At 48.7% G+C, this 15,995-nt stretch carries 13 protein-coding genes and 2 pseudogenes; 1 reads left to right on the top strand and 14 read right to left on the bottom strand.

The genetic code is table 11. The features are described 5' to 3' along the window. Positions 1-28 precede the first annotated feature (28 nt). Together PLA01S_RS23380 and PLA01S_RS23375 are read right to left on the bottom strand one after the other, a co-directional pair. Positions 29-2,110, bottom strand: coding sequence for a peptidoglycan D,D-transpeptidase FtsI family protein (locus tag PLA01S_RS23380; protein WP_127594239.1), 2,082 nt, complete (start codon positions 2,108-2,110; stop codon positions 29-31). Between the two features lie 27 nt (positions 2,111-2,137). Then, positions 2,138-2,755, bottom strand: a complete 618-nt coding sequence (locus PLA01S_RS23375) for an NUDIX hydrolase (protein WP_127594238.1) — start codon at positions 2,753-2,755, stop codon at positions 2,138-2,140. A gap of 147 nt (positions 2,756-2,902) precedes the next feature. Here PLA01S_RS23375 and PLA01S_RS23370 point away from each other — a divergent pair, with 147 nt between their 5' ends. Beyond that, positions 2,903-3,385: a hypothetical protein gene (locus PLA01S_RS23370; protein WP_127594237.1), complete on the top strand. Its 483-nt coding sequence runs from the start codon at positions 2,903-2,905 to the stop codon at positions 3,383-3,385. A 164-nt stretch (positions 3,386-3,549) separates the two neighbouring features. On the opposite strand, the gene PLA01S_RS23365 is transcribed toward PLA01S_RS23370, so the two are convergent. The 12 genes and pseudogenes from PLA01S_RS23365 to PLA01S_RS23310 form a co-directional block, all read right to left on the bottom strand. Next, the gene (locus tag PLA01S_RS23365; protein WP_127594236.1) at positions 3,550-3,888 is read right to left on the bottom strand and encodes a potassium channel family protein; all 339 of its coding nucleotides are present in this window, start codon (positions 3,886-3,888) and stop codon (positions 3,550-3,552) included. Positions 3,889-3,991: 103 nt separating this feature from the next. Then, the gene (locus PLA01S_RS23360; RefSeq protein WP_127594235.1) at positions 3,992-7,327 is read right to left on the bottom strand and encodes a DEAD/DEAH box helicase; all 3,336 of its coding nucleotides are present in this window, start codon (positions 7,325-7,327) and stop codon (positions 3,992-3,994) included. Between the two features lie 246 nt (positions 7,328-7,573). Next, entirely contained in the window at positions 7,574-8,083 is a 510-nt protein-coding gene (locus PLA01S_RS23355; protein WP_100538261.1) for a GNAT family N-acetyltransferase, read from the bottom strand. 105 nt (positions 8,084-8,188) lie between these two features. Continuing rightward, complete coding sequence (locus PLA01S_RS23350; RefSeq protein WP_127594234.1) at positions 8,189-9,079, bottom strand: TIGR01777 family oxidoreductase; 891 nt, start codon at positions 9,077-9,079, stop codon at positions 8,189-8,191. 129 nt (positions 9,080-9,208) lie between these two features. Then, positions 9,209-10,342 carry a class I SAM-dependent methyltransferase gene (locus PLA01S_RS23345; protein ID WP_246059781.1) on the bottom strand — a complete coding sequence of 378 codons (1,134 nt, stop codon included), beginning with the start codon at positions 10,340-10,342 and terminating at the stop codon, positions 9,209-9,211. A gap of 21 nt (positions 10,343-10,363) precedes the next feature. After that, the gene (locus tag PLA01S_RS23340; protein WP_127594233.1) at positions 10,364-10,933 is read right to left on the bottom strand and encodes a methyltransferase domain-containing protein; all 570 of its coding nucleotides are present in this window, start codon (positions 10,931-10,933) and stop codon (positions 10,364-10,366) included. Positions 10,934-10,956: 23 nt separating this feature from the next. After that, on the bottom strand, positions 10,957-11,124 hold the full coding sequence (locus tag PLA01S_RS32105; RefSeq protein ID WP_164817503.1) for a hypothetical protein: 168 nt from the start codon (positions 11,122-11,124) through the stop codon (positions 10,957-10,959). Positions 11,125-11,149: 25 nt separating this feature from the next. Beyond that, positions 11,150-12,411: pseudogene (locus PLA01S_RS33200) on the bottom strand (glycosyltransferase family 4 protein). 220 nt (positions 12,412-12,631) lie between these two features. Then, positions 12,632-13,561, bottom strand: coding sequence for a phosphotransferase family protein (locus PLA01S_RS23325; protein ID WP_127594230.1), 930 nt, complete (start codon positions 13,559-13,561; stop codon positions 12,632-12,634). Next, on the bottom strand, positions 13,558-14,103 hold the full coding sequence (locus PLA01S_RS23320) for an STM3941 family protein (RefSeq protein ID WP_127594229.1): 546 nt from the start codon (positions 14,101-14,103) through the stop codon (positions 13,558-13,560). Before PLA01S_RS23320 ends, PLA01S_RS23325 begins: the two co-directional genes overlap by 4 nt. Before the next feature lie 62 nt (positions 14,104-14,165). Beyond that, complete coding sequence (locus PLA01S_RS23315; protein WP_127594228.1) at positions 14,166-15,053, bottom strand: PhzF family phenazine biosynthesis protein; 888 nt, start codon at positions 15,051-15,053, stop codon at positions 14,166-14,168. Between the two features lie 262 nt (positions 15,054-15,315). Next, positions 15,316-15,995, bottom strand: a pseudogene (locus PLA01S_RS23310) (collagen-like protein); the annotation flags it as partial.

Genomic DNA, 15,995 nt, shown 5'->3' with positions numbered 1-15,995 from the left:
ATCTTCAATATTCTGCATCTAGCGCTTCTTATCTATTGTCCCCTGTCTCTTCTTCGCCGCTATCCTTCTTCTGCTCTTCAGTCTTCTTCGGATGCGGCGTTCCATCAAGTCCGTAGACTTCGTCATAAGCGTCGAATATTTTCCTCGCAATCGGCGCGGCGCTTTGCGAGCCGAAGCCGCCTTCCGGCACAACAACGGCCACCGCCAGCTTCGGATTATCGCGCGGCGCAAAGGCGATGAAAACGCCGTTATCAATCTTCTTCCACGTTCCATTCACTTTAGCCTCCTGCTCGGAGGTTCCCGTTTTGCGGGCAAAATCATATTTAAAATCATCGAAGGCTGCGAGACCCTGCGTATTCATTCCCCGCTTAATGGTCTGCCAATACGCTTTTGGGAATTCGACCTCGTTCAGGATCTCGCGACCGAATTCCTTGACCACGTTGCCCTCCTGATCCGTGATTTTGCTGACCAGCTGTGGCTTGACCCGCTCGCCTTCATTCGCCAGCATGACGGTGTATTGAGCAAGCTGCAGAGGCGTGTATTTTCCCATCTGTCCGAAAGACGCATAGGCTAACGCAGCGAGATTACTTCCCGCTGCCTTCGTATTGGTATACTCCCCACGGCCCTCTAGTTCCCCTGGCAAACCGCTTCCCGTATTGACGCCAAGCCCAAACTCCTTCATATATCGACCCCAGACCTCAACGCCCTTCTCCCCACCATACTTATTGACTAGCTTTTTGCCAATCATATCGATCATAAAAGCATTTGAGGATTGCTGGATTGCTAACTGCGGCTTGATAGGTCCATTTCGATGGCCGCTCGAGTTGGAAATTTTCGTTTCGCTTCCTTCTCTGCCAATTGATGCATAACCCTGATCAGGATACGTTTCGTTCAAGCCAAATAATCCCTCATTCAATCCGATTAATACCGTCAGCGGCTTTATAACGGAACCGAGATAGATCATGGATTCAAACCCGTTTCCCGAGCGACCTGATCCATAAATCGTAATCGTGCCGTTACCTGACGCGTCCACGATATCCGGCGTAATCTTACCACCATTTACCCGCACATTCGAGTCGTAATCCGGCATGCTCGCCATCGCGACTACATTACCGGTATCCACCTCCATGGCGACCGCATATCCAGTTAGGGCATCCTTATGCAGCTTACCCGATACCGGATGGGTATGAAGGTATTGGAGCTGATCCATAATGGCCTGCTCCGTGGCAAGCTGAATGTCTTTATGAATCGTGGCATGAATATTATGTCCTTTTTCAGGAGCGACCATCGTCGGTACGCCATCCACCATATTCTGCGGATTGATCGGAATGCTGAGATACCCGCTCTTGCCGCGCAGTTCTTCCTGAAACATCCGCTCCAATCCGTCATAGCCAATCCACTCTTCTTCCGTGTAGATCAAGCCGGGATTTTTCTGATCCTTGTTGCTCTGATCAATAGCCTCATAATCCTTAAGGTCTTTAGAGCCTCTGAACTTCTTTAGAAATCCAATCGTCTGAACGGCCACCGTATCCGGGTCATAGTGCCTTACATTCTCCTCCACGATCTGGATGCCGGGAAACTTGGCTCGGTTCTCCATGAAATAAGCGATCTCTTCCTTCGTCAAATCGGATTTGATTCGTCTGGGTTCATAACCATGCTGCTTAATATATTCCAAATCCAGGTCGTCCATCACTTTTTTGACGGTCATCGGTTCCAAGTTCGGATCCCCATACTTGTTAAACGCCTGGACCAGCCGCTTCGCCATCGCCTCCGCTTCCGGCCGGTTTTCTTTTCCCTTGTCCGTCTTTTTGCTGTAATCCTTCATGAGCGTGATATATAGAGAATTTGAAGCCGTAGAATAAGCAAGCTTGGTGCCGGACGCATCGATAATGGATCCCCGGATCGGCTGCAGCGGGAAGTGCTTCTGCTCTCCTCCGGTTTCCTGACTCGCAAGCTCGGGTCCCTCAACGAACTGCAAAATGGCCATTCGAACGATAATGACACAAAAGATAAGAAAGGCACTAAAAAAGAAAATATTGATCCGTCCATTGAATCTGCGTTTCATTTCCGCTTCATCCGGTACGTCCTTATAAGGTTTAAAGCCTATCACATTGTCTACGCTCCTTTGTTATATGGATTAATCCAACCAAGTTGGCAAGTGGGGCTGTTTCTCGAATTCGAAGATTCGCTGTAATTGTTCCTTCGTATTTCGTTCCTCAGACAGCGGCGGCAGTTCGTCCTGCCGGAAAAAACCGACCGCGGATGTCTCTGTCCCCACGCCTGCAGCTCCGCCCGTAATGTCGCACTGAATGAACATTTTGTACACGTGGAAGGCCGAAGGCGGATGGTGATGAAACTTTTTATCCAATACGGCCAGCAGTCTTCCTGCACGCACGTCGTAACCGGCCTCTTCCTTCACTTCCTTCACCGCGACCTCCGCAGGCGATAGACCGATGTCCGCCCATCCTCCCGGCAGCGCCCAAGCCCCGTCGGCCTTTTCCTTCACCAGCAGCAGCTTGCCGTCTTGAAAAATAACGCCGCGGACATCCACCTTCGGCGTTTGGTATCCGGTTTCACTCGCAAACAGCGTACGTATCTTCTCGTCGCCTGCTTCGGTATACTCCTGCATGATCTTGATGCTGAGCTCCCTCAGCTGCTCAAACCGTTCCTTGTCATAGACATCCCTCGTATATTCCAGTCCGGCCTGGCTGATCGCCTGTATCTCTTTTGCCCAATCCAACCATTTCAATGTCATAGATTCATCCCTCTTCAATTTCTTCTCATCATATATAACGCCTGCTACCCATGATTGGTTTATAATGAAAGTGTACGATTTTTCAAAATTATAACATATTTTCCGACTAATTATGAGGCGAGTGAACTATTAGGAGGCTTTATTTGCATGAAGAAAACCCGATCGGTTCTATATATAATCCTGCTAATCGTTATGTTTGGTACGGGGTATTATGTCGGATCAAGGTCAGAGAATTTAAAACCGATCTCAAAGGACAATGCGCGCCAAGCCATCCAAACCTTGTGGGTGAAATCCGCCGAACCTCCGCTGCCCAAAGTAAGCATTGTCGGCATCGAAATCAAGCTGCAACGTGGCGGTTACTCCTGGTGCAACAGAGATAACTGCGCGACGACGGATGCGGCTCCTCCCAAGCTCGAGGATATGACGCCGGTTGCCGTCACAGGCGGTGCCGACATTCAGACGACGCCACCCGAAGGAATACACGGCTTCACCATCCTAAACCAGACGGATCCCGATAATGACGGATATACCGTACCGGCAGTACCCGGCTCGTACCTGTACGAAATTCAATGTACATGGCCTCTGGATCAGGGACGCGCCAGCTTTTATTTTGCGGTAACGGTTCTATAGGGTAAGCGGCTCATCTAAGCGATACTCGTGGACATAAAAAAAAGATGACCTCTGACGAATTCAGAGGTCATCTGCTTGCTAGTTAAGTCCAGAACTGTTTTCTTCACAATCGAGTCACATTTCATACGCCTAGGATGTTTCCTTTTTTTCCATTAGGTATTCTTTCAGTCCTTCTCATCCCTTTGGTTCGTTCGGATTAAGGCATACGCCAATTGTCCGGCCATCCCAAGGAATAAACCCGTACCGACGACAATATAGACCATCGTGAATGTTTTACCAAGCGGTGTCTGCGGCACGAATTCCGGATGACCTACCGTGCTCAAAGTCACCACGCAGAAATATAGAGCATCAAGCACCGATAACCCTTCCTGCCTGGTATAAAACATCGTGCCCGATATCAGCATAATGACGATCAGGACAAACAGCGCTACAAAATACCGCTGCTTAAACGCCCGAAACAGACCGCTGAAGAGACGTTTTAACGTTAGTAAAAAAGATATCATCCCAAAAACCGTCCTATTCTATAACTGGAGTATACGTTACATCAATCACATACAGCTATTATATCAGCGTTTATGCCCTGCGCCCATCCATAACCCCATGAGGTTAACCCTGAAGCGTCAGCAGCTCCCGGATTTCCGCCTCGGTCCAGCTTGGAAGCGACTCTCCTCCCGGTTGAACCAGTTCCTCGATCAGATCCTTCTTCTTCTGCTGCAGAGCGACCATTTTATCCTCGATGGTATCCTGAGCCACCAGCCGTATCACCTGCACAACCTTCTTCTGTCCGATGCGATGTGCCCGGTCCGTCGCCTGCTGCTCCACAGCCGGATTCCACCAAAGGTCATACAAGATCACCGTATCGGCCCCGGTCAGGTTCAGCCCCGTTCCGCCTGCCTTCAGCGATATGAGGAACACTTCCCGTTCTCCCTCGTTAAAGCGTTGGCACAGCTCCACTCGCTCCGAGGCCGGAGTCTGTCCATCCAAGTAGAAAAACGGGATCCCCCGATATCCGAGCTCCCCGGCAATCAGATTCAGCATCCCCGTAAACTGGGAGAATACCAGCATCCGTCTTCCCGCAAGCCGACATTCCTCAATGGTTTCCAGAAGCTGCTCAAACTTGGCCGAACTACCCTCATAGCCCTCCACGAATAGGGCCGGGTGACAGCAGATCTGGCGCAGACGAGTAATGCCCGCTAAGATGCGAATCCGACTCTTCTGAAAGCCATCCTGCGCCAAATGCTTGAGCGTCTCTTGCCTTAACTTCGCAAGATAGGCGGTATAGAGCTTCTTCTGTTCGACCAGCAGGCCCGATGCCTGAACCGTCTCGATCTTCTCCGGCAGCTCCTTGAGCACATCCGATTTCAGCCTGCGAAGCAGGAAGGGACGCACTCGCCTCACCACGGTTTCTTTCGGCAATTCCTGAAACGCTTTTCGATCTCCAAAGAGTGCCGGGAAAACGGCATCATATATGGACCATAGTTCCTCAAGTCGGTTCTCGACCGGGGTACCTGTCAGCGCAAACCGATAACGGGCATGCAGCGTTTTGACTACCTGAGCCGTTTGCGTTGTGTAATTTTTGAAGAATTGGGCTTCATCCAGAATTAACGTTAAGAACGGCAGCTTCGCATAGCGTTCAACGTCCCTGCGTAGCAGCGGGTAAGAAGTAATGATGACATCTGCATTCCCCGCATTCTGTATGATCTTAGCCCGCTCGTTCTGCGTACCATCGGCAATGACGGCCTTGATCTCGGGAGCAAACTTCTGAAGCTCGTTATGCCAGTTATAGAGCAGAGAAGCCGGCGCGACGATGAGTGCAGGTTCGTTACGCTCTCTGATCTCCGGGAGCACCGACAGAATGAAAGCAATGCTCTGAATCGTTTTGCCGAGACCCATATCATCGGCCAAGATGCCGCCAAAGCGGTAGTGGGCCATCGTCTTCATCCATTGGAAGCCAAATTTCTGATAATCCCGGAGGACCGTTTCGAGGCTCGGCGGCACGGCAAAATCCAAATGATCCGGATTCTTCACGTGCTGCAGCATTCGGCGCAAGGATCGGCCAAGCTGGACCGTTGATCCCGTATCTTCCCAATCCAGCAGCTGAAGTCCTTGGACTGCCGGCATTTTGAACTGCGTGCCCTCCCCTTCGTATAACCAAGGCCCTACCCGGTTCATTAAGGCGACCACCGCCTGGAACTCGGCGCTTTCCAGGGGAAGCAGCGCGCCGTTTCGCAACCGGTGATATTTGCGTTTTTCTTCAAGCGATTTGACGATCTCCCGGATTTCGGCTTCTCGAATCCCCTCCATGTCAAACTTCAATTCAAGCCAATCCGTCCGTTCGTCGACCTCCACCCGCACCTTGGCACCCATCGGTTCAGTAAGCACCCGTTCCTTCACGGCCGTCGTTGCATAAACAACCAGCAGCTTCTCCAGCTGCGGGATCGTATGATACAGGAAATCGTATTCGGCATCCTCATCGTTCATGAAGAAACCGCCATCGGTCTTGGCAAAGGAGGCGCTCTCCATGAGCTCAAGAATCCGCTTCTCCTGCTCGCCGTCGCGAACGAGGATCGAGCTGCTGCTGCGTATGGCGCGATGTCCCTCCAACGGATTAATGGTGATTTCTCCGTATTGAAACTCGAGTCCGGCCAAAAGCCGGCCACGCACCCGATCCAGATAAAGCTTCGCTTTTAAAGGCGTTTTGACAATACGGTCAGATACAGTTTGTGCCACATGGACACTTCCAAGCTTCATCAGTCCCGGAACTACCCGCTCCATAATGGACTCCATCATCTCAGGTTGAATCCGGATATGCGGTTTATTCGCATTCTCAAGCAGCTGCTTCATCTCGGAGAGTCTTCTGCAAGCATCCAATTCAAGCTGAATCAGCTTTCCGTCCACAATGACGATTCCGTAGCCTTCCAGAACGATCATTCGCTCCAGTCCCTCGATCTTCATCAGGTAGTGATCATCCCCGGCTTCATCAAACTCGAATTGAAGGGGGATCGGATCTTGAACGAATTCCAGCTTATCCGTGAGGATCCCGTCCAAAGACAACAGGGAATGGTTCGAATGGGATAATCGTTCCCTTACCTGGGGCCAAAAAGTGGGAGGAATAATCAGCATTCGGTCACCGCTTCCGTTTTTCCCATGCGAGGTATACATGTCCATTGACTGTTTAAACATGCTTTCATGATCGTATATACGAATCAGCTCCTGGAGAATTTCATCATCCTCCTTTTGAAAGCTGTGCAAGTCCGGATCGTACGTGAAATTCTTCGTGAACATGCAGGTTTCAGCGTGTTTTACACACGCCAAAAACTCTCGAATCCGCTGTACGATGTACAAGCGTTTCTTACCTACTCGCAGTTCAACGCCGAACAAGTATTTCCGATTTCCGTAAGGATATAATTTCAAAATGCACTCCATCTCCAGCACCTCTCGGGTGTCAAACCTGGACGCTGCCGTAGCTCTCCGGCCTTCAGAATATGAGAACAATCCCAGCAGCTGGCTGCTGAGCAGTGCATCTTGCTCCCCTTCATCCGAGCTTCTGTCATGCTCCGGGGAGTACCGAGGCGTTAATTGGCCGTCTCCGATATTTCCATTGACAGAAGGATGTAATAACGATGGATAGGGGCGCATTGGAGCTTCTACCATTTGCTCAATATCACGGATGTTCAGGAGCAGCGCCGCAATATGTCTGCACCGCTTCCGGGAGAATCCATAATCGATGCAGCTGCATTCGGTGAATACATCCCCGTTCGAGTCAATCTCGGCATAGACGATACCCGACTCCTGATCCGTCACTTCAGCCTCGTATTTTCGAGTGTCGGGATCTTGTTTCAGCATCGTTACTTGCCCATCTCTATATAAAACCCCGCCGCGATCGTAGGAGGTCTTTCCGCATAATAGTTTGATCACCCGTTCGGTCAGCTGGTAACCCATAACCACAATCCCTTCTCTATTTACTGCTAAAAAACAGTATACCATTTTGTGCGGAAAGGCCCATGCTTCCAAGTTTATACTTTCTGATATCTAAAAAAAGAACTCGCCGCTACGGCAAGTTCTTGCGCTGCTTCTCATCATACCGGATCAATCGATCATAACGCTTGTTTTTCCCTCTCCATGCCCCGTTAGATATGATGAAACCGACAATCCGTCCCGCTCCATCCAACCCCTCCGCTTCGTGGCTTAGATACGTTTGTAATACAGCACCGTCCCGTCCAGTTGGCCGTTAGAGGATATGGCATAATCAGGTATGACTCCAGCTTGGATGTAACCCAGAGACTGATATAGCTTGTTGGAGGGGTCCCCCTCCCGGGTATCTAAGACCAGCAAGGTTCTGCCCTCTTCCTTGGCTTTAGGCTCGAGATGTTGCATCAACGCTCTGCCGATCCCTCCGCGACGGGATGCAGGATCCACCATCAGTTTCGCTACCTCGGCCCGGTGTCTGCCATTCGCCTTCATGGCGCACTGCAATTGAACCGTGCCGATCATCTGCCCATCCTGCACAGCTACCCACAGGGTAACCCCTGGGCCAAGCACATCCTCCCAGTAAGCGGAAGCTTCATCATAAGACAGTGGAGCTAAGAATCCCACCGATGCTCCCTCTTCTACTACCCGAATCAATAATTCCGTTAATTGATGATGCGTGTCGGTTTCTAATTGTTCGACCTCCATAATCGTAAACGAAGCATTCATGATAGGACACTCCCTCTCTCGTCTAATAAACTCATTCTATCCGTTCGATTACCATATGCAATCATTTTTTACGATGCGAAACCAAGGAGCGTGCTCGGAATCCCCTTATCGTTTTAAGATGTCAGCCAGTGCTTTATTCAGCGTGTCGTATGTAAAATGAAAACCTGCCTTGCAGAGTCTGTCCGGAATCACCCAGCGGCTCTTCAGCACGAGTTCCGTTTCGGTTTGAATAAGCCGGGCGCCCAGCTCAAGCAGCCATTTAGGTGATGGCAATCCCGTTCCGCGATTCAATGCTAACCGAAGCTGCTCCATCAGTTCCTTGTTCGTAACCGGATAAGGAGAAGCACAGTTGATAACCCCGCTCAGCTCTGCCCTCTCTTGTAAAAACAGAATAATGCGATACAAATCCTCTACATGAATCCAGCTGAACTTTTGCTTGCCAGTGCCTTGAACGCCACCGAGTCCGTATTTTACCAAGTTAACATAAGGAGTCATGACGCCGCCGCCCGGCCCCAGCACGATAGCAATACGCAGGGCGATCTGTCTTGTCTTAGGCAGCAAGAACGAGAAGAAGGCACGCTCCCATTCCTTGGCAACCTCAACGGAGAAGCCCGAGCCGATTTCGCCCTGCTCCTCCGTCATCGGTTTATCATCGGCATGGCGATAAATCGTGGCCGTACTGGAATTAAACCAAGTACGCGGAGGAGTATGGCATGCCTCGATAGCACTGCCGAGTATATTCGTTGTATCTATTCTTGAATTCAGAATAAGCTCCTTATTTTTTTCATCGTAACGGCAATTGACTGATTTACCTGCCAAATTAATCAGCATATCTGCCCCGTCCAGAGCAGCGACGATGGCTTCTTGATCGTTCCATGCGATATGGCCTTCCCGTCGGGATATCATAAGTAGTTGTGTTTGCTGCTCATTCGCAAATTTTTTTGCAAGATAAGTTCCGATAAAACCAGTTCCACCAGCCAGAACGATCTTTTTCATAGAATAGAATCAGCTCATTTCTCTATGATTTATCCACATCATAAACGTCCAATTTAACCATGGTTTCTTACAATATATCATGGTTTCAATAGAGAATAAAAAGAAAACACCTTCCATAATCGAAGATGTTCATTCATAGCTGCCGGAATTGTAGGATGATTTCAGAAAAACACCAAACTCTCTCTTCTTCCCGGTTCCTTCGGTATCTGCCAATTTCTCATATCTGTCAAAATGCGTTCCCGCAAGCAAAATAGCCTTCTCCTTCTCCGGCTCGGCCCCGGATTCCCAAAAAAGCATCCCTGTCACGCTCTGGTCTAATTTCCTCAAAAATGCTTCCCGTACCGGCACATCGTCCATCAAATGATAAAATACGGTTAAAAGCAATCCGATATCGCATGTATCCGAACAAGTTGAGCGTTCAAACCGTTCCTCCTTCAGGTCAAAGTGAACTCTTTCTAGAACGTTCAGCTGCCTTGCCAGCTCGTAATGCTCAGCCAATGGCTCATAGCCTGTTACGATGGCCCCCTGACGCGTAAAGTGTCTGGCATAAAATCCGATATTGCAGCCAATATCGATCACCCTTTTTCCTCGAACGGATGAAGAACCCAAATACTCCATAATCAGGTCCATACGGGTCGGATAGACATCATCCCGTTCACTTTTCAAATGCATAAAGTGAGGATTCATAATCGGTGTATATATCAAGGTTCGAAGATGGCGGGAAAAGACCTCGGTTACCTGGTTTACAACATCCGTATGCTTCCAAAACTCATAATCATGTTCGATCATTCGGGCGGGGACCTTCCTAACTCCGCTGCAATACTGAAAGATGGCTCGATGGTGACCATCTTTCACATGAAAATAACCGCCCTTCCTGTCGTATTCGACCAAAACCGGATTTTCATTGAAATACTCCGGATCATTGGCGAACAAGGCAGCCATCGTGCGATATTGTAAGCGAAAATGCTCCAAGATATCGTAATCCGAGATCGGTACTTCCATATCACGGGTGGTAAATAAGGAGGCATGCCAGTCCAGATACAACTTCGGGTATTCCCCTTGACCCATAAGGTAACGGAACAATTGCAAATGAGGTGTCAAGCGAGCAATGGGTAGATCCCCATATCTTTTATGGACTTCATACCAGGCGTCCGTGTAGTGTGGAATTAATACGGTTTTATGTTCTTCATCTATGAAGTCCGTAAACAACAATTCCAGCGGTACTTTCGTGACCATGGTCTGCAGATGTGGTTCGGATGACATCGTACAAGCCTCCCTACTGACCTACTTGCCTTGTATCGAAAACAAATACGTGGAAAAATCACGGTTAATGTAATCCTTAAAATGCCTTTTGTCGACGACGGGAAACAGTTCCAGTTCCTCCGTTGTCCATGTGCTCAAGTGGGTCTCGAATTCATTGCCGTACGCAGCTCCCTGCGGCCAGTTAGTTCCAATCGGAATATTAAGCAGGACAAAACGGGATTTTTCAATACAGGTCTGCAGCAGGACAAGCGCCCGCTCTTTTGTAAAGTGCTCCAGAACGTCACCTAGAATGATCAGATCGAATTGTCCTGGCTGAACCTCCGCTTGTACATGATCGAACGCATCCGCAACGTGGATGATATTATAGAAACAGGAATGATAGGTATCGATATTAACCGGATAGATTTCAATCCCTTCGATTCGCGTGTCCCAATATGTGCGGAATACGCGCCCCTCCCAGACATCCAAATATTCACGGCAGATCATCCCCCATCGGCCAAAACCAACGCCGACATCCAGGACGGACTTAGGAGATACATACCGGATCAGATCCACACAATAAGATAAATTCTGCCAGTTTGACGTTCCCATTCCCATGCCTCCATTCAATCTCACTACGCCATATTCATCATCATGTTAATGATCCGGAAATCCGGTATGAAGTAACCCTTGGGGAGCCGGCTTATGGTTTGATCCCAAACCGCTTGATTTACCATTAAAGCAGGCTGGGATTGATAGATCAAAAATAGATTACAATACTGATCTCCGGGTACCACTGTCATGGTCATTCCCCCTTTCCCGGGTTTATCATGTCTTGCTCATCTCTTTTCGATAAACTTGCAGCACTCGCTTCACCATGGAATCCAGACCACGATGGGCCAATGCAAACTTCCGCGCTTGTTTACCAAGGAGCCCCCGGTACGCTTCATCTTCCAGCAACTGATTCAGATGTGCAGTAAGCATATCGTCATTCCCCGTCTGAAAAAGAAGGCCGTTCACCTCATGCTGCACCGCTTCTTTAAGACCACCCGCATCCGAAGAAACGATCGGCAATCCGGCAAGCTGCGCCTCCATGACAGAATAGGAAGGGTCTCCATCAGACTAGGCATAACAAAAATATCAGCCATTCCCAACAATGCGGGAACATCGTCACGCGAGCCCCAAAAGCGGACTGCCTCCCCTATTCCAAGCTGACGAACACGCGCTTCGTACACGGAACGCTGATCACCGTCTCCAACAAGCCAGCACTCCCAGTCCTGACGCATGCCATGGAGTTTGCCCAGGGCTTCCAGCAGTACATGAATGCCCTTTTCATAACTTAGTCTTGAAGTGCAGATAATCACTTGTTTGTCCTCTGGCCGGGTCAGCGAATGCTCCTTCCTCAAGCTTTTCTCGAAGCTTGGAATATCCATCGCATAGGGGATCAATGAGATACGGGATTCCGGCAGATTGAACTGCGATACCATAATATCCCGCAGCCATGCAGAAGCTAGCAGTACCCGATCGCTGGATGTGCCTCCTATGTTCTCAATCGATTTGTAATAATTCCAAACTAGGGGAGGACTGGAAGGTTTAATTCCTTGATCCGTCTGCAGCATATCCAATATGGTAAGTGCCACGGAGGCATGGATGCTGGTTACCAAGGGAATGCCCGCGGGTTTCACGCGACTGACGGCGGCCGCAGCCAACACATCCTGCGCATGGATCACATCGTATTGCTCCAAACCCAAATAAGAAAGCGTCAGCTCCAGACATAACCGCTCGGACTCTGCATACTTGATCCAAAGGTCTGAGAAAATAGTCGATGCGACAGGGAGATTATTCTCCAAAATCGGCTTAAAATGGCTCTTGGGCACCTTTTTGTTATCATCTCCATATACATAAAAGCAATCAAGTCCGTCACCGATCATGTCGACCTCGTGTCCCATTGCCTCAAGCCCTTGCTTCAACTGCAGCATGTACTTCCATAGTCCTCCGACATGAGGAATCAGAAATATCGTAACGAGCAACACCCTCAAGTACCTCACCCTTTCCGAAAAAACCTTCGTCTTGACCAGCTTCCCGATCATGTGAATGTACTTACAGAATCTGCTCTCCAAACCAGCAGTCGTTAAACTCTTCTCTCGTTAAATAAACGATCTCCATGCTCCATCGATAGAAAGAGAACACGGAGGTCCCACCCTTCAACTTAACCTAGTCCAGTATATTCTTGGCCAATCATTCTGGACTCGTCAGTTAACTATTCCCTTTCACACATTTAGCCTCATAAAAAAAGATCCCCGTAGGGATCTATCGATTTAATAGAGATATGATTTGGTTTTTCATGAACTGATAGCTGTGGGGATCATCCTTCTTCGCATAAAAACGAAGTCCGTCCAGCGCTTTGAACAGTTGATGGCCTAACAGTCTCTCTTCAAAATAAGGAATACTTACGCCTTGCTGCTCCAATGCTTGCTGCAGCCTTTTCGGAAACTCCAGCATCGGGTACCACGTATGAAGAACAGAGACATCCAGCATGAAGTCGCCGAACATGGCCATCTCCCAATCCACGATCCCCGTTACGTTCCCGTTCTCTCCCAGCATATTGCCCAAATGGAAATCTCCATGTACAAGATATCGCTCCGGAGGCGAATAGCGAACCAGTTCGATCATCGTTTGGTAGATTTCTTCGAAGAACGCTTTTTCCAGAAAACTGTTCTCATACAGATTGTGCCATCCATGGTAGAACCCTTCTTGCTCCTCATCGAAAACAGACGTGATGTAGTCCAGCCATGAACGATGGACAGCCTTGCCTTCCGGAGTAATCCAGCCATAACCCTCATGGGAATCCGCGACATGTACCTGACGGAACCGCATGAATTGATGGACAATGCCCGGGATGAGCCCTCGAATTTGCGTCGGCTCAAGAGCACTTATCGGTGTACCGGATACTTTGTCCGAAATGGAGAAGTGAATATTCTCCACTTTCCCTATCTTGTGGATACGGGGAATGGGCAAAGATTGCGTGCCGTACATATCGTAGATTTTGAACACTTTATGAAGGCTGTCCCCATTATCCTTAAAATGAATGACATAATCGGCATCGCCCTTACGGTAGCTGAACACCTTGCTCAGTTCCCCCATCTCGATGGGGGTGACATTCATTACCGATTCCCCTTCAATATGCTTCAGATGACTTATCGCCATATCCAAAGTCATCTCCGGCTTAAATGTTTTCATAACATGCTCTCCTCCTTCATCATCTGATCCGGGCTCGACTTGGACGCATTCCATCTGCGATATAACAAGGGGAACAATTCATATAAATTAGCGGAGATACTCGATGCAGAAATATGAATAGTAGAACCCGTCATGCCTTTATTCATGTTCATGAGCTTCCGTTTCCAGGCAGTGTGCCGGGACATCAGATGATCAGGATCATAAACCTCAATTCCTATGAAGTTCTCATTCTTGATCTGATAGATATGAATATTTTTAATTTCGTTCCACGCGACGGCTCCAGCGCTCACATAGGAGGATTTATCGACGATTCCCTCCATATTGATCAAGAGTGCCGGGTCCGATTGGAAAAGCTTTGTGATGGCAAACACCAGTCCCGCGCCAAAAAACAACGCGCAGATAATTCCGACAATGGCGATAACCATGTTGTCCGATGTCACCCCACCGTATACCAATCCACTACCTAGCAGCACAAACGCCAGAGAGCCTATTAGCATTTTGGTCACCTTGGGATAAATCTTTATTTCTTCTTGTTCCTGCATGAGTCGCACTCCTTGTTTGTATTAACCTATGTAGGCGTTTTTATCATCCGATGGACCATCCATCAATAGCTAACCTGGAATTCCTTAACGAACACCGCCGTACCGGAAATATAGACATCCATGGTCTCTTTCCAGCGCTCCACTTGAACATGTACCCTACCGTCTTTCCCCATTTCCTGGCCTTGTTCAATAGTAAATCGAGCAGAGGATATCTCAGGGTTCAAGTACGTCAAATAGTAAGCACCCATTACGCCCGATGCCGTTCCAGTTACTGGGTCTTCGACGGTGCCGGAATACGGCGAAGAGAAATGTCTCGCATGCATGAACGAAGACCCATCCATCGTTTCCAGGCAAAAAGGATGCAGCGAGGCTTTAGGATTTTCTGTTAAAATATCCGGAAACGCTGCATTGTCAGGCACCATTCGGTCAAAATGCTCCAATCCTTTTATCGGCACCAACAATGTCCAGATCCCCGTGCTTCCATACACAATGGGCATACTGAAGTCCAAATCGTCACGTTTCAGACCTATGGATGATGCCAGACGGTCAACATCTCCCTCATAGGATATGAATTGAGGATGATCCTGCTTCATTTTCATGGTTAACTGGCCCTCGGCATTTTGAAATTCTATAGGCAAAATACCCACCTTGGTCTCAATCCACACGGTTTCTTTTTCCGGCAGCAGTCCCTCGGTTTTCAAGGCATACATGGATGCCATGGTAGCATGTCCGCACAAATTCATTTCATGGCCGGGCGTAAAATACCTTAGTCTAATATCCGCTTGCTCTGATTTTAAGATAAAGGTGGTTTCATTGAATCCAACGCTGCGGGCGATGGATTGCATCTCTGCCTCCGTGAGATCATCTGCATTCAAGACCACACCAGCAGGATTTCCCTGGTTAGGCTGCACCGAGAATGCATCATAATGAAGTACGTTTATTGAATTCATGTTCCTCTGATCCTTCTTTCTGCACCGTCTAGGATTTAGCGATCGAAGTTTAGTGAAAATTTTACCATTCGAGATTTGTTAAATCCAGACCAAATTTACAAACGGCTTCCTTCATACGATAAACTTTATATCATCGGGAATACATGTATGGACTAAAAGCAATTAAAAAACCCGGCCAAGGATGGCCGGTTTTATAATCCTATGCATTTTCTTCGATTCGTCTTCTTCACCCGATAGCTCCAAACGTCGGCATCTTCTCAAGTTAGGCTAATCTGAATATCGACCAGACAATACCAGATGAAGTTGCTCCTCCAAGATTTAGCGAAATGGTGAGACCATTGGCATCGTAAAACAAGCCGACCACATCTCCTGCATTCAATTGAACATCGCCAGCCAAGGTCACAGCACCATTCCCCAGCACTGCTCTTAAGGTTAAGACCAAGGCAACGTTCACATTTAACAGTGGGAACAATCCGCTGATTAAATTCGTGACGGTCGGTGAAATCCTTCGTACGGTAAAGGCCGGATTGATTCCCGTTCCGAGGGAAACAGTTACCGCAGCTGATGTGGAATAGTTTATCGTAGCCTTGATCGCATATCTCCCTGTCGCAGGTACCGTAAAGCTCCCTGTCGTTGCATTAAAACTTGCATCCGGATAATAAGGTGCCGTCACGGTCCAGTTCGCAAGCTGTGCAGATGTAGTCACTGACAAGGCTGTTTGAAAAGCAGAAAACCCCGTCGTTGCAAAGTTAGGCCCGGTGGCGCCTGTTTCTCCTGTTGGCCCCATAGCTCCGGTAGCTCCTATCTCTCCCGTTGCGCCCGTTACGCCTGTTGCTCCTGTTACTCCCGTGGCTCCGGTCAAACCTGTAGCTCCGGTTGTTCCTGTTGCCCCTGTTGCTCCTGTGATGCCAGTCGTTCCCGTGGCGCCCGTTGCACCTGTAA

Origin of the sequence: Paenibacillus lautus NBRC 15380 (assembly GCF_004000945.1) — a bacterium.
Classification (GTDB): domain Bacteria; phylum Bacillota; class Bacilli; order Paenibacillales; family Paenibacillaceae; genus Paenibacillus_AQ; species Paenibacillus_AQ lautus.
Note: the sequence above shows the minus strand (reverse complement) of the source record. Positions and strands in the feature narration are given on the sequence as shown.